Here is a 22665-nt window from a genome sequence, read left to right as displayed (position 1 = left end):
AAAAGGAGGAGATATGGACATCCTGATCTGTGATGATGAAATCCTCGCAATTGAGCGATTATCACGTCTGGTCATTCAGCTTGGACACAATGTTGTGGCGACTGCTACACATGGTTTACAGGCGCTGGAGCTTGCCGAACAGTATCTGCCGGATGTCGTCTTACTGGATATTCAAATGCCAGGAATGGATGGATTGAGTTGTGCACAGGAACTGCGCCAGCTTGACCCAATGCCAGCCATTGTGTTTTGTACCGCTTATGATGATCATGCGCTTGAAGCGTTCAGATCGCATGCAGACGGATATCTGCTGAAACCGGTAATGCAACAGGAACTGCAAAAGGTTTTAGACCATTTAACCAAACTGACTCAGGCACAGATGAGCAATTTAAAACAAAAAGAAATTATGGATGAACTCAATGTAAAACGTCACCAGATTGCTGCGAAAACATATCGTGGTGTAGAGCTGGTGCCTGTAGAAAATATTTATTATTTTCTGGCAGATCAAAAATATGTCACAGTCCGCCATAAAAATGGCAGTGTACTGATTGATGAAACATTAAAAGACCTTGAAACGGAGTTTGGGGATCAGTTTATCCGCATTCATCGAAATGCGCTGGTTTCCATTCACTTTCTGGATGGACTGGAAGTGGTCAGTTCAGGGCAGTATCAGGTTCGCTGTCGGGAGCTGGATGAGCGTCTTGCTGTCAGCCGCAGGCATTTACCTGGTCTCAGGGAGAGGATTCAGAAACTTTGATACAGAGAATATCTGTGTGAGTTTCAACAACAAAAAATAAATAGGCTTGCTTTTTATCGCGATCAGGTTAAGTTTAGAATAAGTCATAAATTATTCTTATCAGCAGATACTATGAAAACCCTGAAGATCGCAACCCGTCAAAGTCCACTTGCTCTATGGCAGGCGGAACACATCCGTGCACGCCTTGAAAATATGTATGCGGATTTAACAGTTGAACTCGTCACTTTTGTGACTCAGGGCGATAAAATTCTGGATACGCCGCTGGCAAAAATTGGTGGAAAAGGGCTTTTTGTAAAAGAACTTGAAGCTGCACTGATGGATGGTCGTGCTGATCTTGCAGTCCACTCCATGAAGGATGTTCCGATGCAGTTGCCTGAAGGGCTGAGCCTGGCGGTCATCTGTGAGCGTGAAGATCCACTGGATGCTTTTGTTTCCAATACCTATGCAAGTTTTGCAGACTTACCGCAGGGTGCCCGTGTCGGTACGTCCAGTCTGCGCCGCAAATGTCAGATTTTAAAAAGCCGTCCAGACCTGAACATTATTGATTTACGCGGTAATGTTGGAACACGTCTGTCCAAGCTCGATGATGGTCAGTACGATGCCATTATTCTGGCAAGTGCAGGACTGAAACGTCTTGAGCTGTCTGAGCGTATCCGTCATACCCTTGATCCTGAACTGAGTCTGCCGGCTGTTGGGCAGGGCGCACTGGGGCTTGAATGCCGTGAGGGTGATACAGATGTACTGAATCTGATTTTACCTCTCATGCACGATGAAACCAATGTCTGTGTCCGTGCTGAACGTGCGTTCAATGCTTATCTTGAGGGTGGCTGTCAGGTTCCGATTGCAGGTTTTGCAACACTGCGCCAGGGTGAGGTTCATATGGAAGGTCGTGTAGGCAGTCTTGATGGATTAACACTGCTGAAAGCTGAACAGTCCGGTCAGCCTGAACAGGCGGAAGAAACAGGCATTGCACTTGCAAAACAGTTACTGGCTCTGGGGGCTGGTGAGCTGCTGAAAGCCCTGCATTAATTTATGAATTCAGCACTGTTTATCAATACAAGGCCTGCCGATCGGGCTGATCCACTGAATCAGGCATTACACCGTGAAGGTGTTCAGGTATTTGAGCTTCCTTTATTGGAACTGATTCAGACAGGATGGTCAGAGACTCTGAAAGATCTCTATGAACAGATAGAGCGTGCTCAGGTTATTGTGGCAGTCAGTCCGTCGGCAGTACATTTTGGAATGCAGGGGCTGAAATTTACAGGTAGAAGCCCTGAGCAGTTACAGCATATTCAGTGGATTGCTGTGGGGGTAAAGACAGCCCAGACTTTGCTTGAGTATGGAATTGAAAGTACAGCACCTGAAGTTGAAACCTCAGAAGGAATGCTGAAACTGGATGTGCTGCAACAACTTCAGCCAGGCAGTGTGATTGCTTTCTGGCGGGGTGAAGGTGGACGTCAGTTCATGATGGAAAGTCTGCATGAAGCAGGCATGAAAATCCTGAACTTTCTGCTTTATACACGCAGATGCCCAGAAGAAACACTGCATAAGCGTGAAGCTTTGATTCAGCTGCTGTCAGTTTCAACTGAACCTTATGTGCTGATCAGCAGTGAAGCCAGCTGGCTGAACTGGCTTGAACTGCTTCAGGGGCAGGAGCATCTGCTGCAGAAATGTCACTGTTTTGTGCTGGGTGAACGTTTGTACGGACTGTTGTTCCGTTATCAGCAGGAACATCAACAAAAAATAAAACTGTCACAATTAACTGATTTAAAATCAGGCACAATACTTCGGCAGATTGCCTCTGTGCAGGGAAATAAATGAAAAAGTTGCTCATATTCTTACTGTTGGTCGGTCTGGGGTGGATGTCCTGGCTGAGTTACAGTGTTATGCAGATTTCATCTCAACAGACTGAACTGCAGTCAGAGCTGCATCAGGCAGAAAAAAGCAACGCAGTATTGAATGATCAGCTGGCGGCACTGCAGCGTCAGCCCGATGAGCAAAAGGGACATGAAGAAATCCCACAAAAAAATACAGCAGATGCTGAACTTCCTGAAACAGCCATTAATCCTGCTGTGTTGATTAAACAGCAGCTGGATTTTGTAGCGTTTGCCCTTCAGCAACAGAAGTACCCGATGGCACTGGACCGGTTAACTGCGCTTGACAGTGCTCTGGATCAGTATCTGATAGCACCTGCGCTTAGATTGAGCCTGAAGCAGTCCTTGCAGAAAGACAGAGCGGTTATTCTCCAGTTTATCAAAGCACGGTCAGAGCAGAGTGAGCGGACAGCTAAGCTGTTACAGCAGATAGATGCGCAGCTGGTTGCTGCTGCAAAACAGCAACCGGAACCTGCAGCGCAGGACTCAGGTCATTTCTGGCAGAAGTGGCTGACCATCGAATCAGCAGAAGCACCATCAGCTCTGCTGCTGAACAGACAGATTGTGCTTAAGGAAGCCCAGTTGCGTTTATTGCTTGCAAGACAGCTCCTCGCAAACGGTCAGTATACGGAGTACCAGTTTGAGCTAAATGCTGTTGGGGCACTGCTGAAGCAGTTGCCTGATCAACAGACTCGATTGCTTGAAAAGCAGCTGAACAGTATCCGAACTGAGACAGTGATTGCTGTTCCTGATTTAAGCACCAGGGCGCTGCTGGGGTAAATATTATGAAACAGATTATATTTGCTCACGTTTTTGTCATTCTGCTGATCGTCGCTTTATTAAGTGTATTCAGCTATGGCTATGGGGCAGGCTATGTGTATATTCACTGGCGTGAAACGCAGGTGCAGACCAATGCCTGGGTTCTGTTTGTTTTTCTGGCGCTGTTCAGTTTCTGTATTCAGCTTATCTGGCTTGGGGTTAAACGCTATCTCAGTCGGGAAAAGCGAAAAATTGAAACGGTATTTGATTTTAAAAACCTGCATCCCTACGAGCAGCTGGGTGTGATCTGGTTGCTTGAGGCATCAAATGATCAGCAGGATTTTGTTCAGAATGTATTTGCACAGTCGGGTCTGCTGAAAGGGGTGATTGATTCACGTCTCTACTGGATGCAACAGCAGTTTCCTCAGGCACTTGAAGCCTTAAATACAGTCAGTGCTTCAGCCTTTGAACTTGCAGAAATTCAGCGTATTGAAATTTATCTGGCACAGAACGATGAAGAAAAAGCACTGACTCATCTTGAATTCCTCACTCAGCATGAGCTTTCGCCCTGGCTGAAAAATGTCAGAAATGCTTACGAAATTAAACTGAATGAGCTTTGGGGTAAATTTGCTTTCTGTTTTCCCTGGGGATATCTGAGATCGACCCGTTACGGGCATCTTGATGCAGCTCATAAACAGGCATGGCTTGAACAGCTGTTACAGCATTTTGATCAGGCGACTGTGGAAAACCTTCAGGATTTGAAGCAGCGTTATGAAGCACTGGGTGATCAGGTATATCTGCGCAACTCTGAAATTAAAACACTGTGGTTAAAGGTTCTTTCGAGGCTGCCTGAAATGAGTGAGCAGCATGAAGCACTTGCACTGCATCTGCTGGATCAGCAGTTTGATCAGGATGTGTTTTATTTATGGTTTCAGCAGCAGCTGTTAAAGCAAAATCCTGATTATATTCAGGTAGAACAGAAGATTATGTACTGGGAAGAAAAATATCCGTCATTACCTGTACTGAGTTTTGCAAAATGGCATGTGCTCAATGCGACAGGTCGGACGGAAGAAGCAGAACAGTTGCTGGTATTATATCCCGATCATGTATTAATGAATTATTTAAGGATTAAGTCTGGTTTTAAAGATAATGACCAGTTAATTAAACAGTTAAATTCAATTTTTGAAAATAACGCAGGTTTTATGGAAATTAAAATTTAGGATGCTTATGTCAGAACTGTCAGAATATCCCGTGGTATATGAGCAGAAGGTCGCATGGGGCGATATGGATGCTTTTGGTCATGTCAATAATGTGATGTATTATCGCTATATTGAAAGTGCGCGTATTGCTTATTTCGATGAGTTGAATATTTTTCAGGAAAATGTAAATACGGTTGTTGCTTCAAGTCAGTGCAGGTATTTACAACCGGTATTTTATCCAGACACCTTAAAGATCGGTACCCGTATTGAAGAAATGCGCAACAGTGCTGTCCGTATGGTCTATGTGCTGTGGAGTGAAGCTCAGCAGGCAGTTGTTGCGACAGGGGATGCTGTGGTGGTCTGTGTTGATCGTGAAAATGGCAGAAAGACAGCCATACCTGAAAATATACGTCACAATGTGACAGAGATGGAAAGTCGGGTGGGACATATTATTAACTGAGGCAGGAACCGATTATAATTCCCTATAATGATATAGGATTTGATTTTATGTTTCGGTATTGTTATTAAGTTAAAATACATATTGAATAATATTGTGAATAAAAATATTATGTGGATGTTTAATTAAATAAACTATAAATATTTTATTTGGAGTAATTATGATGCCAGACATCAGTAATTTATCAGTTGAAGAGTTAAAGCGTTTACAGGTTGAAGCAGAGGCATTAATTGCATCTAAAAAAGATCAGGCTGTAGAAGATGCTTATAATCAGATTCTTGATATTGCAGATAAAGTTGGTCTAAGTATCGAACAGATTCTTGAGTACGGTTCAAGCAAACGTAAAAAAGGCACACGCAAATCTGTAGAGCCACGCTACAGAAGTAAAAGCAATCCATCTGAAACCTGGACAGGTCGCGGTAAACAGCCACGCTGGTTGGTTGCTGAACTTGAAAAAGGTGCAAAACTTGAAGATTTTCTGATCTAAGTTTCATGGAACTGTCATTTTGATGACTTGGATTGCTGAAACCAGGCTTTTATGCCTGGTTTTTTTCTATCCTGCATTGGCGTTGTAAAAAAAGTATGCATAATGATGACAAACGACAATGAAAGTCTGTTCAGGAAAATAATAGATTACTGGTTATGGTGGGATGATAAGTAAACCCCGATTTTTAAAATGGTGGATTTTTGCCATCATCGCATTTTTAATTTTTGTGTTGCTGCAGATACCGGCAGCATGGCTGATTTCCAGATTTTACAAAAACAATCAGACTTTACAGAATGTCAGTGGCAATATCTGGCAGGGGCAGGCAGACTGGCAGAGAGGGCAGCTGAAAGGCACGCTCGCCTGGAAAACCCGTCCCCTGGATCTGATTTTACTGCGGGCAGGTGCTGATGTTGAAGTGCATAGTGGCAATACACAGCTTCAGGCTACTGTGGCTTATGGTGTTGGAAAAAAACTGATCATCAAGTCCATGACGGGGCAGATTGCCGCAGAAACTTTAAAAACACTGGCGGACTGGCAATGGCCGACAAATCCGGTTCAGTTAAAGGATCTCAGCTTTAATTTTAAAAAAGGTCAGGGTTTTTCACAGGCTGATGGGCAACTGCTCTGGGGTGGTGGAGAGTTGATTTATACCTATGCTCAGCGTCAGGAACAGATGAATGTTCCATCCTTAAAAGGTGCACTGACAGAAGATAACAATAAACTGATTTTTGATATACGGGATCAGCGGGACCAGAAAATGGTCAATCTCACACTGGATCAGGAAATGATGACGGATGTACAGCTGACCCAGCGGTTTTTAATGAATATTGCTTCTTATAATGGTAAGGCAGGGCTGGATACCTATGTGATCAGTACCCGTCAGCCATTACTTCGGGGAGGTATTCAATGACCGGTTTTATGGAAAAGCTGCAACAGTTGAACCTGAAGCAGGTTGATCGGGTTGCGCCAGCGGTGCTGGTGGTTCTGGTGCTGTTGTTGTGCTGGAAACTGGCTTCCCTGTTCTGGTTGCTGATTGCACCTCCACAGGTGATGCAGATTGAACGTGTCGAGCTGGGATCTCAGCAGCCTCAGATTCCCAGTATTTCTTCATTTTCTCTGTTTCAGGAAGCGGGTCGTACAGCGGCAGATGACAATCTGAATTTATTGCTGCAGGGTGTTGTGGTCGGTTATCCGAGTCAGTTTTCTTCGGCTGTGATAAAGCTCAATGAAACCGCTGAAAGATACCGGGTGGGTGAAAGCATTGATACGACCTCTTATCAGCTGGCGGAAGTGTACTGGGATCATGTGGTTTTAAGAAACAGCAGTGGTGCAACCAGGGAGCTTCGTTTCAAGGGGATTGAAAATGGTCTGAATCAGCCCATTGTTCAGCCTTCGGTAGCGCCTGCAGCTTCTGCACCGGCTCAGTCTTATCAGCCACCCTCACAGACCAGTGAGCAGAATGCTGTAGGTCAGGCAGTACAGAAAATGCAGGAAGACCGGGAACAGTATCTGCGTGATATGGGTGTCAATGCATCAGGTGGCAGCGGTTATGAAGTGACGTCAAGAACACCGGCTGCACTGCGTTCCAAACTGGGTCTGCAACCAGGTGATAAAATTATGTCTCTGAATGGACAGACCGTGGGGCAGGGACAGTCGGATGCGCAGCTGCTTGAACAGGCACGCCGTGAAGGACAGGTAAAACTCGAAGTAAAACGTGGTGATCAGGTGATGACCATACAACAGGATTTTTAAGTGATGCGTAATCACCTAATGGGTTAGGAAACACAACAGGTTATGGCTTTATTGAATCATGAGCGTCCACTTTGGGCATTACTGGCAGGCGCACCGCTGGTTGCAATGCTGAGCACTGCAACGTATGCACAGACCTGGAAAATTAATCTGCGTGATGCGGACTTAACTGCATTTATTAATGAAGTGGCAGATATTACGGGTAAAAACTTTGCCGTTGATCCACGGGTGCGTGGCAATGTAACCGTCATTTCCAATAAACCGCTGAATAAAAGTGAAGTCTATGACCTGTTTCTTGGGGTTCTGAATGTAAATGGTGTGGTGGCGATTCCTTCAGGCAACACCATCAGGCTGGTGCCGGACAGTAATGTCAAAAGCTCAGGGATTCCTTACGATGCACGCAACCGTGCAACAGGCGATCAGATAGTGACCCGCGTCATCTGGCTTGAAAACACCAATCCCAATGATCTGATTCCCGCTCTGCGCCCTCTGATGCCTCAGTTTGCGCATATGTCTGCGGTGGCAGGAACCAATGCACTGATTGTGTCTGACCGGGCCAGTAATATTTATCAGCTGGAAACCATTATCCGTAATCTGGATGGAACGGGACAGAATGATATTGAGTCTGTGACTTTGCAGTCCAGTCAGGCTGAAGAAATCATTGCTCTGCTGGATTCCATGAGTTCGACCGGTGCTTCAAAAGATCCCAAAGGCTCAAGAGTTCGTATTATTGCTGACAGTAGAACCAACCGTATTCTGATCAAGGGTGATCCTGCATCACGTAAACGGATCCGTCAGACCGTTGAAATGTTGGATGTGCCAGCAGCAGACCGTCTTGGTGGTCTGAAAGTATTCCGTCTGAAATATGCCAGTGCAAAAAATCTGGCTGAAATTTTACAGGGGCTGGTGACAGGGCAGGCAGTTTCTTCTTCTAAAAATGACAGTTCATCGTCCACGAACAACAACTCAGTCAACAGCCTGATAAATGGCAATAACAGTAACAGTTCTAATAGCCAAAATACTGGCTCTACGGGTATTAACACACCTGGAATCAGTCTGGGCGGTAATTCCTCCAGTTCCAGTCAGAACAGCATCAGCAGTTTCAGTGGGAACGGAATCAGTATTATTGCGGACAGTTCTCAGAATGCACTGGTGGTCAAGGCTGATCCTCAGCTGATGCGTGAAATTGAATCGGCTGTCCAGCAGCTGGATACCCGTCGTCAGCAGGTACTGATTGAAGCTGCAATTATAGAAGTTGAAGGTAATGATGCTGATCAGCTCGGTGTGCAGTGGGCGCTGGGTGATTTAAGCAGTGGTGTAGGACTGATCAGTTTTGATAATGTCGGTTCAAGCCTTGCGGGGCTGGCGGGTGGTTATCTGACCGGTGGAGCAGCAGGACTGGGTAAAGCAGCTGCGGGCATGAGCGGATCATCACTGATTCTGGGGGACTATAAAGAAGGCAAGGATGGGTCGCGCAGGCTGTATGGCGCACTGATTCAGGCATTGAAGAAAAATACCAAATCCAATCTGCTGTCCACGCCATCCATTGTGACCATGGATAATGAAGAGGCATACATTGTGGTCGGTCAGAACGTACCGTTCATTACAGGTTCGGTCAGTACGGGTTCTGGCGGCACAGTCAATCCTTATACTTCTGTGGAGCGTAAGGATGTCGGTGTGACTTTAAAAGTTGTACCGCATATTGGTGAAGGTGGTTCGGTTCGTCTTGAGGTTGAACAGGAAGTTTCAGCGGTACAGGATAAAGGGGATGCACAGGATCTTGTCACCAGTAAACGTGCGATTAAAACTTCCATCCTGGCAGAACATGGGCAGACCATTGTACTGGGCGGTCTGATTTCAGATAACTCGATGTACAGCCGTCAGGCAGTTCCTGGTCTGGGAGCAATTCCTGGGATTGGTCGTCTGTTCCGTTCAGATTCAAAGTCAAATGAAAAGCGCAATCTGCTGGTCTTTATTCATCCGACGATTGTAGGTGACAGCGCGGATGTCCGTAAGATTTCTCAGCAGAGATACAGTCAGCTTTACAGTCTGCAGCTGGCTATGGACAGAGATGGGAGTTTTGCCAAACTGCCTGAAAATTTAGAAGATGTTTATCAGCAGCGCATACCGGTCACACCATCGGTTCCGGCAGTGCGGGATTACAGTAAAGTACCTTCAGGGGGGGCACAACCGTCAGCACAGGGAGCTGTGACCACACCTGTGGCTATAGAGCCTGCAGTTCAGCGTCAGGTTGTAGTGCCTAAGCAGGATGTACAGAAAACCCGTAATACAGTGACAACCACAACATTACGTTCGGGTTCTTAATGTAGGCAGTGAATGCTGAAGCATGCTTTAAATGACATGTTATTATGATGAAAAACTGAAACTGAGAAATTATTCATGACTTGGAAAATACAGGCACTCACTGGTGATGCTACGGGGCAGGAAATCAGTATTGAACAGGATATGCTGGTCGGTCGTCATCAGGAAGCAGACCTTATGCTGCAATCTGGAGAGGTTTCCCGTAAACATGCAGCATTACTGTTAAAGGATCAGGAACTCTGGGTGCAGGATCTGAATTCTTCTAACGGGACTTATGTCAATGATCTACGGATTGATCAGGAAGTCAGTCTGAAGGATGGTGATACCTTACAGTTTGCCAGTATTAAATTTTCTGTGCTTCATGCCGTAGAAGATCTGATTGATCCCGTAGAGCCTGAATTGCCATTGTCAGGTGTGGAAGAAGAAGCGGAAGCGCCAAAGTCGGCAGCACAGCAAATGAATGATCAGGGAATGCCTGATCTGAAAGAGCGTGATGCTGGTGTTCAGTTGAGCCGTGATGGCATGCCACAGAATATTTCAGTGCCTAAACCTGCCCCTATTCCAGAAGGTGTGGATATTCATGCTGTTTCAGAGCAGCCTGCTCAGGTGGAAGTGGAACAGGTTGAATCCAGGGTTGAGCAGGAAAAAGAACAACAGAAAAATGCATCTGTTGGACTGATGACGATCGTGGCTTTGATTATTCTTGCAATTATTGCCTGGCTGTTCTTCAAATAAGTGCCGAATGCGATACACTCGGGGCATGCAATCGCATGCCCTTTTTTATTTTTGGTTTTTACTGCTGCGGATGAAATCAATGGATATTGCAAAACTTGATCAACGGGAACTGATTTTATTTGATCTGGATGGAACGCTGGTCGATTCAGCTTTTGATCTGTACCGAGCCATGAATCTGAGTCTGGCACGTCTGGATTTGCCTTTGGTGACTGAACAACAGGTTCGTGTCTGGATTGGCAAAGGAACATCACTATTTTGCGAAAGCACATTAAAATATTTAAAAGGTGAGGTTGATCCTGCATTACATCAACAGCTGCTGGATACCTTTTTAGAGATTTATAATGCTGAACCTTGCGTAGATACACTACCATTTGCAGGTATTCTCGAGTTTTTGGACTGGGGTATTCAAAACAATAAAAAGCTGATCTGTGTGACCAATAAGCCAGAGCAACCTGCAAGACAAATCCTTGTGGATTTAAATATGGATCATTACTTTGTGGATGTGATTGGTGGTGACCGTTTTGAAAAGCGGAAACCTGATCCAGTTCAGCTGAACTACTGTGTGGAGCATTATCAGAGCAGCAAAGAAAAAACCCTGATGGTGGGTGATTCAAGTAATGATGTCGAAGCTGCGCGCCGTGCAGAGGTTGATTGTATTGTGGTCAGCTATGGTTATAATCATGGTGAAGATATCCATCTTTGCCAGCCTCAGCAAGTGGTTGATAATTTAACCGAGCTTCTGGCTTAAAAATAATGTTGAATTGGGCTTTTAAACAAGTTGTAAAGAAAGGAAGAGGAATGAACAGCAAAAGTGCTTTTCGATGGCGTCACTAAGTTAGAAGTATCGCATTCCAACTTGGTAATATCGAAAATAGAGAGAATTCCTCATGACAACTTTAGCGCAATTTGAACAATTAAAATCTGCTGGTTATAACTTAATTCCAGTCTATCGCCAGCGTCTGGCAGATACAGATACTCCATTATCTGTATTTGCACGTTTGAAAGAACATCAACAGGCTTATTTATTTGAATCGGTCGAAGGTGGGGAAAACTGGGCGCGTTATTCCATCATCGGACTGGGTGAATCTACCGTATTTTCCTGTAATGCAGGACAACTCACCATTCAGGCACCAGGTGGGAAGATTGAAACACAGGATTGTAGTGACCCATTTCAGTTCATTCGTGACTTTCTGGCGCAGTTTAAAGTACCAACCCAGCAGGATCTTCCTGCACTACCAAGCTTTACAGGTGGTCTGGTTGGGTATTTTGGCTATGATTCTGTACGTTATATCGAACCACGTTTAAAAAATGTGCCTGAAGCCGATCCGGTTGGACTGCCTGACTTATGGATGATGCTGTCTAAAACCGTTATTGTTTTTGATAATTTAAAAGATACCCTGTTTCTGATCGTACATGCAGATACCACAGACAGCGAGGCTTATGTAAAAGCCCAGCAGCAGCTGGATCAGATAGAGGCTTTACTTGCGACACCGATCAGCCTGGTGGCAAAGAAACATACAGCACCACATTTTGAGTCCTTAACAGGCAAAGAAAACTATCTGGCTTCAATTGAAACCGTCAAAGAATACATCCGTGCAGGGGATGTGATGCAGGTGGTTCCAGGGCATCGTATGGTGTCGAACTTTGATGGTGAGCCTTTGCAGGTTTATCGTGCCTTGCGTCATCTCAATCCTTCGCCTTATTTATTCCTTGTGCAAGGGCAGACGATCTCTGATCAAAAGCCATTCCACATCGTGGGGTCATCACCTGAAATTCTTTCCCGTCTTGAAAATGGTATTGCGACTGTGCGCCCACTTGCGGGTACTCGCCCACGTGGTAAAACCAAAGAGGAAGATTTAGCGCTCGAAAAAGATCTGCTTTCTGATGAAAAAGAAATTGCAGAGCATTTAATGCTGATTGACTTAGGTCGAAATGATGTGGGGCGCATCTCTAAAATCGGTAAAGTGCAAGTCACTGATCAAATGGTGATCGAGCGTTATTCGCATGTCATGCATATTGTGTCCAATGTACAGGGTGAAGTGCGTGATGATGTTGATGCTTTGGATGTTTTTAAAGCAACATTCCCTGCAGGAACACTTTCTGGCGCACCAAAAATCCGTGCAATGGAAATTATTGACGAAGTTGAGCCTGTAAAACGTGGAATTTTTGGTGGGGCTGTTGGTTATTTAGGCTGGCATGGTGAAATGGACATGTCGATTGCAATCAGAACCTGTGTGATTCGTGAAAATAAGGTCTATGTACAGGCAGGAGCAGGGCTTGTTGCAGACTCAAATCCAGAATCTGAGTGGAATGAAACCCAGATAAAAGCTCGTGCAGTGATCAAAGCGGTTGAATTATCATCAAATGGTTTGATTTTATGAGTTTTTGACAGTTTTTTTAAAAAAAACACTTGCAAGGATTCTGAGTTTTGCTAAACTGCACACCGTTCCGATACGAAACGTACGAAACACTAAGAAGCGCCGGCATAGCTCAGTTGGTAGAGCAACTGACTTGTAATCAGTAGGTCCACAGTTCGAATCCGTGTGCCGGCACCATCTTAAGGTTTTAAGCGATCGTTAAAAGAGCAACACTGAAAGTAAGTGTAAATGGTGAGATTCCCGAGCGGTCAAAGGGAGCAGACTGTAACTCTGCCACGAAAGTTTCGAAGGTTCGAATCCTTCTCTCACCACCATTACTTCACTTCGATAAGTGGTAATTACCAACATTAAGCGGGAGTAGCTCAGTTGGTAGAGCGGTAGCCTTCCAAGCTACATGTCGCGAGTTCGACCCTCGTCTCCCGCTCCATCGAAGATGATTTTGCTCTTATAGCTCAGTGGTAGAGCACTCCCTTGGTAAGGGAGAGGTCTCGAGTTCAAATCTCGATAAGAGCTCCAGATTACAGTTTAGTGACTAGTTCACAAAATTTCAGAAAGCAGGCTTATTAGTCTGCTTTTCAAGTATCAGGTATCCGGTTTTTCTGGATGTGATGTCGATACAGAGTTGTTTAAGACCGTGTTCGACGTATACGAGGATGATTATTATGGCTAAGGCTAAGTTTGAACGTAATAAGCCGCACGTTAACGTGGGCACAATCGGTCACGTTGACCATGGTAAAACAACTTTAACAGCTGCGATTGCAACTGTATGTGCTAAGACTTTTGGTGGCGAAGCGAAAGACTACGCTGCAATTGACTCTGCACCTGAAGAAAAAGCACGTGGTATTACAATTAATACTTCACACGTAGAATACGATTCTCCAATCCGTCACTATGCGCACGTTGACTGTCCAGGTCACGCCGATTATGTTAAAAACATGATCACTGGTGCTGCTCAGATGGATGGTGCGATTCTTGTATGTGCTGCGACTGATGGTCCAATGCCACAGACTCGTGAACACATCCTGCTTTCACGTCAGGTTGGTGTACCTTATATTCTTGTATTCCTTAACAAGTGTGACCTTGTTGATGACGAAGAATTACTTGAATTAGTAGAAATGGAAGTTCGTGAACTTCTTTCTACTTATGACTTCCCAGGCGATGACACTCCAGTTATCCGTGGTTCAGCTCTTTCTGCACTTAACGGTGAAGACAACCAGTACGGCGTTCCAGCTGTTCTTGCTCTTGTTGAAGCGCTTGATACTTATATCCCAGAGCCAGAGCGTGCTATTGATAAAGCATTCCTTATGCCAATCGAAGATGTATTCTCTATCTCAGGTCGTGGTACAGTAGTAACTGGCCGTGTTGAGTCTGGTATCGTTAAAGTCGGCGAAGAAATCGAAATCGTTGGTATCAAAGATACAGTTAAAACAACTGTAACTGGCGTTGAAATGTTCCGTAAACTTCTTGACGAAGGTCGTGCGGGCGAGAACTGTGGTGTTCTTCTTCGTGGTACTAAACGTGAAGATGTTCAGCGTGGTCAGGTACTTGCTAAACCAGGTACAATCAAGCCACACACTAAATTCGATGCGGAAGTATATGTACTTTCTAAAGAAGAAGGTGGTCGTCACACTCCATTCCTTAACGGTTACCGTCCACAGTTCTACTTCCGTACAACTGACGTAACTGGTGCGATTGCACTTAAAGAAGGCGTTGAAATGGTTATGCCAGGTGACAACGTTGAAATGTCAGTAGAACTGATCCACCCAATCGCAATGGACCCAGGTCTGCGTTTTGCGATCCGTGAAGGTGGTCGTACAGTTGGTGCTGGTGTTGTTGCGAAAGTAACTGCATAATATAAAAGTTAAGTTTCTAAGCTGGAAACTTCGGTTTCCAGTTTATACTGCAGGTCAGTAGTTCAATTGGTAGAGCGTCGGTCTCCAAAACCGAATGTTGGGGGTTCGAGTCCCTCCTGACCTGCCAGCTTTCAAAAAAATGCTTGATGCTGGCTAAATTGTCATATAATAAGTCGCGAATTCTACGACGAGTACAAAAATGTCGAATGATAAATCGCGTGACGCATTAAGCGACGCGCCAATCCCTCAAAGAAATAATTCTGCTGAAGTTGTTAATTCTGGCTCACCACTTGATGTGGTTCTATGGATTGTTGCACTGATTCTGTTGGTTGGTGCCATGATGACGAATCAACATTTGCCAGCCTATTGGGCGCCTGCAAATGATGTTTGGGTGCGTGTTGGGGTAATTTTGGCTTGTATCGTAGTGGCTTTAGGTTTATTATACGCCACCCATCAAGGCAAAGGCTTTGTTCGTTTGCTGAAAGATGCGCGAATTGAGTTGCGTCGTGTCACATGGCCAACAAAGCAGGAGACTGTAACGACATCGTGGCAGGTTCTTGCAGTTGTAGTTATTGCATCCATTGTTCTGTGGTGTTTTGATTACGTACTTGGTTGGTTGATGAAGTTTATTATCGGGTAAAAGAGCTATGAAACGTTGGTACATTATTCATGCCTATTCAGGTTATGAAAAGCAAGTGATGCGTTCGCTTAATGATCGAATCCAGCGTAGCGCTGTTGCCGATAGCTTTGGTGAAGTCCTTGTCCCTACTGAAGAAGTAGTGGAAATGAAGGATGGTAAGAAACGTAAGTCTGAGCGTAAATTTTTCCCAGGTTATGTCCTGGTGGAAATGGAAATGAATGATGAAACCTGGCACATTGTTAAAGAATGTCCAAAAGTATTGGGTTTCATTGGTGGTACGGCTGAAAAACCTGCACCGATTACGCAGAAAGAAGCAGACGCGATTCTTGCACGTGTACACAATAAAGGCGAAGCACCTCGTCCTAAGACGATGTTCGAGCCGGGTGAAGAATTACTTGTTATTGACGGTCCATTCACAGACTTTAAAGGTGTGGTGGAAGAAGTTCAGTATGAGAAGTCACGTTTAACGCTGACGATCAATGTATTTAACCGCCCAACGCAGGTTGAACTGGAATTTCGCCAGGTCGAAAAAGCCATTTAATCTGTATTGGCTGGAAAGCGCCCGATCTGTTGAGGATCGGGCATTGTTGTTGTAACGGTATCGTTACTTAGAAACTTGGGGAGCTGTAAAAGGCGTTTGTACCCAGAGGTAATTTGAAATGGCTAAGAAGATTGACGGCTATATCAAGCTGCAAGTTCCAGCTGGTAAAGCGAATCCATCTCCACCGATTGGTCCTGCACTGGGTCAACGTGGTGTTAACATCATGGCATTCTGTAAAGAATTCAATGCTGCTACACAAAAAGTTGAAGCTGGTCTTCCAATTCCAGTCGTGATCACTGTGTACAACGACAAGTCGTTCACATTCATCATGAAAACTCCACCTGCTGCGATTCTTCTTAAGAAAGCGGCTGGTATCCAAAAGGGTTCTGCTGTACCAAACAAAACTAAAGTTGGTAAGTTGACCCGTGCTCAACTGGAAGAAATTGCGACTACTAAAGAACCAGATTTAACTGGTGCTGATTTAGACGCACGTGTACGTACCATTGCTGGTTCTGCGCGTTCTATGGGCTTGGAAGTGGAGCTTTAAGACATGGCTAAATTAACTAAACGTCAAAAAGCGATTGTTGCTGCTGTTGAAGCACACAAAGTTTATACACTTGAAGAAGCTGTTGCAGTTTTAGAGAGCCTTCCAGCTCCTAAATTCAAAGAGTCTTTGGATATTGCTGTAAACCTTGGTGTTGATCCACGTAAATCTGATCAGGTTGTTCGTGGCGCGACTACACTTCCTGCAGGTACTGGTAAAACTGTACGTGTTGCTGTGTTTGCTCAGGGTGCTGCTGCTGAAGCTGCTAAAGCTGAAGGCGCGGACGTTGTAGGTTTTGATGATCTTGCTGAGAGCATTCAGGCGGGTAATCTTGACTTTGACGTAGTCATTGCTGCTCCAGACGCGATGCGTGTTGTGGGTAAATTAGGTACGATCCTTGGTCCACGTGGCTTAATGCCAAACCCTAAAGTGGGTACAGTAACTCCAGACGTAGCGACTGCTGTTAAAAATGCAAAAGCTGGTCAGGCACGTTACCGTGTAGACAAAGCGGGTATCATCCACGCTGCGATCGGTCAGGTAGGTTTTACTGCTGAAGCTGTTCGTTCAAACGTTGAAACTTTGATTGCTGATTTGAAAAAATTAAAACCAGCAACTTCTAAAGGTGTTTATATCAAAAAGATCACTCTGAGCTCTACTATGGGTCCTGGTCTGATTGTTGACGTTGCAAGCGTTTCTAAATAATTATTTTTAATAATTGTTTAAAGTGAAAGAATTTTAAAGCCCTGAGCAGGTTTTAAAGCATTGCTTTGAAATCTGCGCAAGAAACGCTCCGTCGTATTTTGCAGACTCAGGCAAACTTTGAATTGATAGATGTAAATTTATCAGCGTCAAAGACCTCAGGCGAGGGGAGTTTTCGGACTCGCTTCTTAAAAATCCAGTCTGAGTAGACGCGGTGGTGTGATTTATTCCTCCTCCGCGTGTGAGCTGTATTTGCAGTTCGCGAATTGGGAGTGTGTTCACTTTGAACACATAAATCACCTTAGGAGGTTTTCAATGGCTCTTCTTATCGAAGACAAAAAACAGATCGTTGCCGAAGTAACTGAAGTTGCTTCTAAAGCGTTTGCTGCCGTTGTTGCTGACTATCAGGGTTTAACTGTTGAGCAGTTGACTGCTCTTCGTGTTGAAGCTCGTAAGCTTGGTGTTGCTACACGTGTTGTACGTAATACTCTGGCTAAACGTGCACTTCAGGATACTCAATTCACTATCCTGAATGACAACCTTGTTGGTCCAACAATTTTAGCTTTCTCGACTTCTGAAGACGACATGGGTGCAGCTGCACGCCTGTTCGAAGAATTCGCTAAAACTAACAAAGCATTTGAACTTAAAGCTGCTGCATTTGACGGCAAACTTTATCAAGGTGCTGAAATTAGCGTTATCGCAAATCTTCCGAACCAGGAAAAAGCGCTTACTATGCTTGCCAACGTTCTTCAAGCTCCTATTTCGAAACTGGGTCGCCTTATTACAGCGCTCAAAGAGAAAAACGAGTCAGAAGCTGCATAAGCTTAACAAAACTTTTTATCCACCATTCTATACCCATTTGGAGTTATTCTCATGGCTTTAACTAACGAAGAAATCCTGAACGCAGTTGCTGAAAAAACTGTTCTTGAACTTGTTGAACTGATCTCTGCTTTCGAAGAAAAATTCAACGTATCTGCTGCTGCTGTAGCTGTAGCTGCTGCAGGTCCTGCTGCTGCTGCTGCTGAAGAGCAATCAGAATTCACAGTTGAACTTGCTGGCTTCGGTGCTAACAAAGTTGCTGTAATTAAAGCAGTTCGTGAAGCTACTGGTCTTGGCTTAAAAGAAGCTAAAGATTTAGTTGAAAGCGCTCCTTCAGCTGTTAAAGAAGGCGTTTCTAAAGAAGAAGCTGAAGAACTTAAGAAAAAACTTGAAGAAGCTGGTGCTGAAGTTAAACTTAAGTAATCGCTTAAGGAGTCGATTTTTTTATAATCGGCTCCACAAAATGGCTGATGGCTCTTGGGTCATCAGCCTTTTTGCGTTACAATAATCGGCTCGATTTTTGTTTGTATGACGTAAAAAATCACCAAACATTGATTATGTAAGTTAAATCAAACGCTTAACAATGTTTTTTGTGGTTGAAAAATATTGTTAAGCGTTTTATACCACTGAAAATTGCAGCATTTGTAAAAAGTGGTGGCCATATCGGCCTGCGTCATTACTTCTGAACCCGTTCTGCAGGCGGGTTCAGTTTACTTTCCGAGGACTCCAGATGGCATACTCATATACCGAAAAGAAACGGATCCGTAAGAATTTTGGTAAATTGCCGAGCGTCATGGACGCTCCGTACTTGCTCGCGATTCAAGTTGACTCGTACAGAACGTTCTTACAAGGCGGCAAAACACCAAAAAATCGCGAAGATATCGGTCTTCAAGCTGCATTTCGTTCAGTTTTTCCTATAGAAAGTTATTCTGGCAATGCTGCTTTAGAATTTGTTGAGTATAGTCTTGGTAAGCCTGAGTTTGACGTTCGCGAATGTATTCTTCGTGGCTCAACTTATGCAGCACCAATGCGCGTAAAAATTCGTCTGATCATTAAAGATCGCGAAACCAAGTCGATTAAAGACGTACGCGAGCAGGAAGTGTACATGGGTGAAATGCCACTCATGACTGAGAATGGTACTTTTGTGATCAACGGTACTGAGCGTGTAATCGTATCTCAGTTACACCGTTCACCAGGTGTGTTCTTCGATCATGACAAAGGCAAAACGCATTCCAGCGGTAAAGTGCTTTATTCAGCACGTATCATTCCTTACCGTGGTTCATGGTTAGACTTTGAGTTTGATGCCAAAGATTTGGTATACGTTCGTATTGACCGTCGTCGTAAACTGCTTGCAACTGTTGTTTTACGTGCGCTGGGTTACAGCAACGAACAGATCCTGGAAATGTTCTACGAGAAAGTACCTGTTTACCTGGATATGGGCAGCTACCAGATTGACCTGGTGCCTGAACGTCTTCGCGGTGAAATGGCGCAGTTTGATATTGTTGACAACGATGGTAAAGCGATCGTTGAACAAGGTAAACGTATTAATGCACGTCATGTACGTCAGATGGAAGCTGCTGGTTTAACTAAGCTTTCTGTACCTGATGAATACCTGTATGAGCGTATTACAGCTGAGGATATCACTTTACATAATGGTGATGTGATTGCTGCCAATACTGTGCTTAGCCATGAAATCATGGTGAAAATCGCAGAAGGCGGAATCAAGCAGTTCAATATCCTGTTTACCAATGACATTGACCGTGGTCCGTTCATTGCAGACTCTTTACGTGCAGACACAACATCTGGTCGTGAAGAAGCACTTGTAGAAATCTACAAAGTGATGCGTCCAGGTGAGCCACCGACTAAAGAAGCAGCTGAAAATCTGTTCAATAACTTATTCTTCTCAACTGAGCGTTATGACTTATCGCCAGTGGGTCGTATGAAGTTCAACCGTCGCTTGGGTCGTCCATACGAAGTGGGTACAGATCAGAAGTCACGTGAAGTTGAAGGTATTCTGTCTAATTCAGATATCACAGACGTACTGAAGACACTGGTTGAAATCCGTAACGGTAAAGGCGAAGTCGATGATATCGATCACCTGGGTAACCGTCGTGTGCGTTCAGTTGGTGAAATGACAGAAAACCAGTTCCGTGTAGGTCTGGTTCGTGTTGAACGTGCGGTAAAAGAGCGTTTATCACAGGCTGAAACAGATAACCTGTCTCCACAGGATCTGATCAATGCAAAACCTGTAGCAGCTGCAATCAAAGAATTCTTTGGTTCAAGCCAGTTGTCTCAGTTCATGGATCAGAATAATCCGCTGTCTGAAATTACACACAAACGTCGTGTATCAGCGCTCGGTCCTGGTGGTCTGACACGTGAACGTGCAGGCTTTGAAGTGCGTGACGTACATCAGACTCACTACGGTCGTGTATGTCCGATTGAGACTCCTGAAGGTCCAAACATTGGTTTGATTAACTCACTTTCAGTTTATGCGAAATGTAATAACTTCGGTTTCCTGGAAACTCCATACCGTAAAGTTGTTGATGGTCGTGTAACTGAAGATGTTGAATATTTATCTGCGATTGAAGAAGTGGGTACTGTGATTGCACAGGCCGATTCTGGCGTGGATAAAGACGGCAACTTAACAGAAGAATTCGTATCAGTACGTCACCAGGGTGACTTCGTACGTATGCCTCCTGAAAAAGTAACGCATATGGATGTATCTGCTCAGCAGGTTGTATCTGTTGCTGCGTCACTGATTCCGTTCCTTGAACACGATGATGCCAACCGTGCATTGATGGGTTCAAACATGCAGCGTCAGGCTGTTCCTACATTGCTTGCAGACAAACCACTGGTTGGTACTGGTATGGAAGCAAACGTAGCGCACGACTCTGGTGTATGTGTGATTGCGAAACGTGGCGGACGTATCGAGTTTGTTGATGCTTCCCGTGTGGTTATCCGTGTTAATGAAGACGAAATGATCGCTGGTGAGGCAGGTGTGGATATCTACAACCTGATTAAATACACCCGTTCGAACCAGAACACCTGTATCAACCAGAAAGTGCTTGTAAGCCTGGGTGATAAAGTAGGTCGTGGTGATGTTCTTGCAGATGGCCCATCGACTGACGGTGGTGAACTTGCACTTGGTCAGAACATGCGCGTCGCGTTCATGACCTGGAACGGTTATAACTACGAAGATTCGATCTTATTATCTGAGCGTGTGCTTCAGGAAGACCGTCTGACTTCGATTCATATTCAGGAACTGTCATGTGTAGCACGTGATACCAAGTTAGGTGCAGAAGAAATTACTGCCGATATTCCTAACGTGGGTGAAGCTGCGCTGTCTAAGCTGGATGAATCAGGTATTGTTTACATTGGTGCAGAAGTAACTGCGGGTGACATCCTTGTTGGTAAGGTAACACCTAAAGGCGAAACGCAATTAACACCGGAAGAAAAACTGCTTCGTGCAATCTTCGGTGAAAAAGCAGCTGATGTTAAAGACTCGTCTTTACGCGTTCCATCAGGTACTAAAGGTACTGTTATTGATGTTCAGGTGTTTACACGTGACGGCATCGAAAAAGATGAACGTGCTCAGGCAATTGAAAAATCTCAGCTTGATTCTTACCGTAAAGATCTGAAAGAAGAATATAAAATCTTCGAAGAAGCTGCTCGTGAACGTATTGTTCGCTTGTTGAAAGGTCAGGAATCCAACGGTGGTGGTACAACACGTCGTGGTGACAAACTGACTGAAGATCTGTTGTCAGGTCTTGAGTTGGTTGATCTGCTTGAAGTACAGCCTGTAGATGAAGGTATTGCAGAGCGTCTGACTCAGATCCAGGTATTCCTGAAAGAAAAGAGCATTGAAATTGATGAGAAGTTTGCCGAGAAAAAACGCAAACTTTCTACAGGTGATGAACTGACAACTGGCGTACTGAAAGTTGTTAAAGTTTATTTAGCTGTTAAACGTCGTATTCAGCCTGGTGATAAAATGGCGGGTCGTCACGGGAACAAGGGTGTTGTATCCAACATTCTGCCTGTAGAAGATATGCCGCATGATATCCATGGTGTGCCTGTTGATATCGTGTTGAACCCACTGGGTGTACCATCACGTATGAACGTGGGTCAGATTCTCGAAACTCACCTGGGTATGGCAGCAAAAGGTCTGGGCGAAAAAATTGACAAGATGTTGCAGCAGCAGCGTACTGTTATTGAATTACGTGAATTCCTGGACAAGATCTATAACAAAGTTGGTGGCGAGCAGGAAGACCTGGACAGCCTGACTGATGATGAGATCCTGGTTCTGTCTGGTAACCTGCGTAAAGGTGTTCCATTAGCGACTCCGGTATTTGATGGTGCTGAAGAAAGTCAGATCAAAGATCTGCTTGAACTTGCAGACATTTCACGTACAGGTCAGACCGTACTGTATGATGGACGTACAGGTGAACGTTTCGACCGTCCTGTAACTGTCGGTTATATGTACATGCTGAAACTGAACCACCTGGTTGATGACAAGATGCATGCGCGTTCTACAGGTTCTTATTCACTTGTTACGCAACAGCCACTGGGTGGTAAAGCTCAGTTTGGTGGTCAGCGTTTCGGTGAGATGGAAGTCTGGGCACTTGAAGCATACGGTGCAGCTTATACACTGCAGGAAATGCTGACTGTGAAGTCGGATGACGTTGAAGGTCGTACCCGCATCTATAAGAACATTGTAGATGGCAACCATTATATGGATCCGGGCATGCCTGAATCGTTCAACGTATTGACCAAAGAGATCCGTTCTTTAGGTATCAACATTGAACTGAAAAATGGTGACTAAATCCCCCTCCGTCCCCCTTTGTTAAAGGGGGAAGTT

At 44.7% G+C, this 22665-nt stretch carries 21 protein-coding genes and 5 tRNA genes; all 26 read left to right on the top strand.

The features are described 5' to 3' along the window. Window positions 1-13 precede the first annotated feature (13 nt). The 26 genes from CDG61_RS16125 (at window position 14) to rpoB (ending at window position 22629) form a co-directional block, all read left to right on the top strand. Entirely contained in the window at window positions 14-754 is a 741-nt protein-coding gene (locus CDG61_RS16125) for a LytR/AlgR family response regulator transcription factor (protein ID WP_087551498.1), read from the top strand. A 111-nt stretch (window positions 755-865) separates the two neighbouring features. Beyond that, entirely contained in the window at window positions 866-1783 is a 918-nt protein-coding gene (hemC, locus tag CDG61_RS16120; protein WP_087513598.1) for a hydroxymethylbilane synthase, read from the top strand. 3 nt (window positions 1784-1786) lie between these two features. After that, entirely contained in the window at window positions 1787-2575 is a 789-nt protein-coding gene (locus CDG61_RS16115; RefSeq protein ID WP_087551497.1) for a uroporphyrinogen-III synthase, read from the top strand. Continuing rightward, window positions 2572-3408 carry a hypothetical protein gene (locus CDG61_RS16110; RefSeq protein WP_087551496.1) on the top strand — a complete coding sequence of 279 codons (837 nt, stop codon included), beginning with the start codon at window positions 2572-2574 and terminating at the stop codon, window positions 3406-3408. Before CDG61_RS16115 ends, CDG61_RS16110 begins: the two co-directional genes overlap by 4 nt. Before the next feature lie 5 nt (window positions 3409-3413). Then, entirely contained in the window at window positions 3414-4607 is a 1194-nt protein-coding gene (locus tag CDG61_RS16105) for a hypothetical protein (protein WP_087551495.1), read from the top strand. A 7-nt stretch (window positions 4608-4614) separates the two neighbouring features. Continuing rightward, complete coding sequence (locus CDG61_RS16100; protein WP_087551554.1) at window positions 4615-5046, top strand: acyl-CoA thioesterase; 432 nt, start codon at window positions 4615-4617, stop codon at window positions 5044-5046. A 157-nt stretch (window positions 5047-5203) separates the two neighbouring features. Then, window positions 5204-5530 (top strand): H-NS family nucleoid-associated regulatory protein, encoded by a 327-nt coding sequence (locus CDG61_RS16095; RefSeq protein ID WP_087513602.1) that lies wholly within the window; start codon window positions 5204-5206, stop codon window positions 5528-5530. Between the two features lie 163 nt (window positions 5531-5693). Next, window positions 5694-6440 (top strand): type II secretion system protein N, encoded by a 747-nt coding sequence (gene gspN, locus CDG61_RS16090; protein WP_087551494.1) that lies wholly within the window; start codon window positions 5694-5696, stop codon window positions 6438-6440. Then, window positions 6437-7282, top strand: coding sequence for a type II secretion system protein N (locus CDG61_RS16085; protein ID WP_087551493.1), 846 nt, complete (start codon window positions 6437-6439; stop codon window positions 7280-7282). The genes gspN and CDG61_RS16085 overlap by 4 nt, the downstream gene beginning before the upstream one ends. A gap of 42 nt (window positions 7283-7324) precedes the next feature. Beyond that, complete coding sequence (gene gspD / locus CDG61_RS16080) at window positions 7325-9604, top strand: type II secretion system secretin GspD (RefSeq protein ID WP_087551492.1); 2280 nt, start codon at window positions 7325-7327, stop codon at window positions 9602-9604. A gap of 75 nt (window positions 9605-9679) precedes the next feature. After that, a complete protein-coding gene (locus CDG61_RS16075; RefSeq protein WP_087551491.1) occupies window positions 9680-10336 on the top strand; it encodes an FHA domain-containing protein in 657 nt (218 codons plus the stop codon). A 79-nt stretch (window positions 10337-10415) separates the two neighbouring features. Continuing rightward, window positions 10416-11084, top strand: a complete 669-nt coding sequence (locus CDG61_RS16070; protein WP_087551553.1) for an HAD-IA family hydrolase — start codon at window positions 10416-10418, stop codon at window positions 11082-11084. A 139-nt stretch (window positions 11085-11223) separates the two neighbouring features. Beyond that, window positions 11224-12717 carry an anthranilate synthase component I gene (gene trpE, locus CDG61_RS16065; RefSeq protein WP_087551490.1) on the top strand — a complete coding sequence of 498 codons (1494 nt, stop codon included), beginning with the start codon at window positions 11224-11226 and terminating at the stop codon, window positions 12715-12717. 98 nt (window positions 12718-12815) lie between these two features. Then, a tRNA-Thr gene (locus tag CDG61_RS16060) sits at window positions 12816-12891 on the top strand. 53 nt (window positions 12892-12944) lie between these two features. Further along, window positions 12945-13028, top strand: a tRNA-Tyr gene (locus CDG61_RS16055). Between the two features lie 37 nt (window positions 13029-13065). Next, window positions 13066-13141 (top strand) — tRNA-Gly (locus CDG61_RS16050). A 14-nt stretch (window positions 13142-13155) separates the two neighbouring features. Then, window positions 13156-13230: transfer RNA gene (locus CDG61_RS16045), tRNA-Thr, on the top strand. Window positions 13231-13376: 146 nt separating this feature from the next. After that, window positions 13377-14567, top strand: a complete 1191-nt coding sequence (gene tuf / locus CDG61_RS16040; RefSeq protein WP_118998476.1) for an elongation factor Tu — start codon at window positions 13377-13379, stop codon at window positions 14565-14567. Between the two features lie 51 nt (window positions 14568-14618). Next, a tRNA-Trp gene (locus CDG61_RS16035) sits at window positions 14619-14694 on the top strand. Between the two features lie 72 nt (window positions 14695-14766). Next, a complete protein-coding gene (gene secE / locus CDG61_RS16030; protein ID WP_087512579.1) occupies window positions 14767-15207 on the top strand; it encodes a preprotein translocase subunit SecE in 441 nt (146 codons plus the stop codon). Between the two features lie 7 nt (window positions 15208-15214). Continuing rightward, on the top strand, window positions 15215-15748 hold the full coding sequence (gene nusG / locus CDG61_RS16025; RefSeq protein ID WP_087512580.1) for a transcription termination/antitermination protein NusG: 534 nt from the start codon (window positions 15215-15217) through the stop codon (window positions 15746-15748). 118 nt (window positions 15749-15866) lie between these two features. Beyond that, window positions 15867-16295 (top strand): 50S ribosomal protein L11, encoded by a 429-nt coding sequence (gene rplK / locus CDG61_RS16020; protein ID WP_004868049.1) that lies wholly within the window; start codon window positions 15867-15869, stop codon window positions 16293-16295. Between the two features lie 3 nt (window positions 16296-16298). Continuing rightward, window positions 16299-16994, top strand: a complete 696-nt coding sequence (rplA, locus tag CDG61_RS16015; RefSeq protein ID WP_087512581.1) for a 50S ribosomal protein L1 — start codon at window positions 16299-16301, stop codon at window positions 16992-16994. A 312-nt stretch (window positions 16995-17306) separates the two neighbouring features. Continuing rightward, window positions 17307-17813 carry a 50S ribosomal protein L10 gene (gene rplJ / locus CDG61_RS16010; protein ID WP_087512582.1) on the top strand — a complete coding sequence of 169 codons (507 nt, stop codon included), beginning with the start codon at window positions 17307-17309 and terminating at the stop codon, window positions 17811-17813. Between the two features lie 51 nt (window positions 17814-17864). Next, a complete protein-coding gene (gene rplL, locus CDG61_RS16005) occupies window positions 17865-18233 on the top strand; it encodes a 50S ribosomal protein L7/L12 (protein ID WP_087512583.1) in 369 nt (122 codons plus the stop codon). Window positions 18234-18540: 307 nt separating this feature from the next. Continuing rightward, complete coding sequence (gene rpoB / locus CDG61_RS16000) at window positions 18541-22629, top strand: DNA-directed RNA polymerase subunit beta (RefSeq protein ID WP_087550376.1); 4089 nt, start codon at window positions 18541-18543, stop codon at window positions 22627-22629. The last annotated feature ends 36 nt before the right edge of the window (window positions 22630-22665 follow it).

Origin of the sequence: Acinetobacter sp. WCHAc010052 (genome assembly GCF_002165295.2) — a bacterium.
Classification (GTDB): domain Bacteria; phylum Pseudomonadota; class Gammaproteobacteria; order Pseudomonadales; family Moraxellaceae; genus Acinetobacter; species Acinetobacter chinensis.
The sequence above is the reverse complement of the archived record's forward strand: the minus strand, read 5'-3'. Positions and strand labels throughout refer to the sequence as shown.

What these genes read in the sequence shown, in the direction of transcription:
- CDG61_RS16095 (WP_087513602.1), top strand. Translation starts at nt 5,204, where the DNA reads ATGATGCCAGACATCAGTAATTTATCAGTTGAAGAGTTAAAGCGTTTA.
- CDG61_RS16075 (WP_087551491.1), top strand. Translation starts at nt 9,680, where the DNA reads ATGACTTGGAAAATACAGGCACTCACTGGTGATGCTACGGGGCAGGAA.
- rplA (WP_087512581.1), top strand. Translation starts at nt 16,299, where the DNA reads ATGGCTAAATTAACTAAACGTCAAAAAGCGATTGTTGCTGCTGTTGAA.
- CDG61_RS16110 (WP_087551496.1), top strand. Translation starts at nt 2,572, where the DNA reads ATGAAAAAGTTGCTCATATTCTTACTGTTGGTCGGTCTGGGGTGGATG.
- CDG61_RS16125 (WP_087551498.1), top strand. Translation starts at nt 14, where the DNA reads ATGGACATCCTGATCTGTGATGATGAAATCCTCGCAATTGAGCGATTA.
- CDG61_RS16105 (WP_087551495.1), top strand. Translation starts at nt 3,414, where the DNA reads ATGAAACAGATTATATTTGCTCACGTTTTTGTCATTCTGCTGATCGTC.
- rplK (WP_004868049.1), top strand. Translation starts at nt 15,867, where the DNA reads ATGGCTAAGAAGATTGACGGCTATATCAAGCTGCAAGTTCCAGCTGGT.
- rplJ (WP_087512582.1), top strand. Translation starts at nt 17,307, where the DNA reads ATGGCTCTTCTTATCGAAGACAAAAAACAGATCGTTGCCGAAGTAACT.
- gspN (WP_087551494.1), top strand. Translation starts at nt 5,694, where the DNA reads ATGATAAGTAAACCCCGATTTTTAAAATGGTGGATTTTTGCCATCATC.
- rpoB (WP_087550376.1), top strand. Translation starts at nt 18,541, where the DNA reads ATGGCATACTCATATACCGAAAAGAAACGGATCCGTAAGAATTTTGGT.
- rplL (WP_087512583.1), top strand. Translation starts at nt 17,865, where the DNA reads ATGGCTTTAACTAACGAAGAAATCCTGAACGCAGTTGCTGAAAAAACT.
- CDG61_RS16070 (WP_087551553.1), top strand. Translation starts at nt 10,416, where the DNA reads ATGGATATTGCAAAACTTGATCAACGGGAACTGATTTTATTTGATCTG.
- tuf (WP_118998476.1), top strand. Translation starts at nt 13,377, where the DNA reads ATGGCTAAGGCTAAGTTTGAACGTAATAAGCCGCACGTTAACGTGGGC.
- CDG61_RS16085 (WP_087551493.1), top strand. Translation starts at nt 6,437, where the DNA reads ATGACCGGTTTTATGGAAAAGCTGCAACAGTTGAACCTGAAGCAGGTT.
- nusG (WP_087512580.1), top strand. Translation starts at nt 15,215, where the DNA reads ATGAAACGTTGGTACATTATTCATGCCTATTCAGGTTATGAAAAGCAA.
- secE (WP_087512579.1), top strand. Translation starts at nt 14,767, where the DNA reads ATGTCGAATGATAAATCGCGTGACGCATTAAGCGACGCGCCAATCCCT.
- hemC (WP_087513598.1), top strand. Translation starts at nt 866, where the DNA reads ATGAAAACCCTGAAGATCGCAACCCGTCAAAGTCCACTTGCTCTATGG.
- CDG61_RS16115 (WP_087551497.1), top strand. Translation starts at nt 1,787, where the DNA reads ATGAATTCAGCACTGTTTATCAATACAAGGCCTGCCGATCGGGCTGAT.
- trpE (WP_087551490.1), top strand. Translation starts at nt 11,224, where the DNA reads ATGACAACTTTAGCGCAATTTGAACAATTAAAATCTGCTGGTTATAAC.
- CDG61_RS16100 (WP_087551554.1), top strand. Translation starts at nt 4,615, where the DNA reads ATGTCAGAACTGTCAGAATATCCCGTGGTATATGAGCAGAAGGTCGCA.
- gspD (WP_087551492.1), top strand. Translation starts at nt 7,325, where the DNA reads ATGGCTTTATTGAATCATGAGCGTCCACTTTGGGCATTACTGGCAGGC.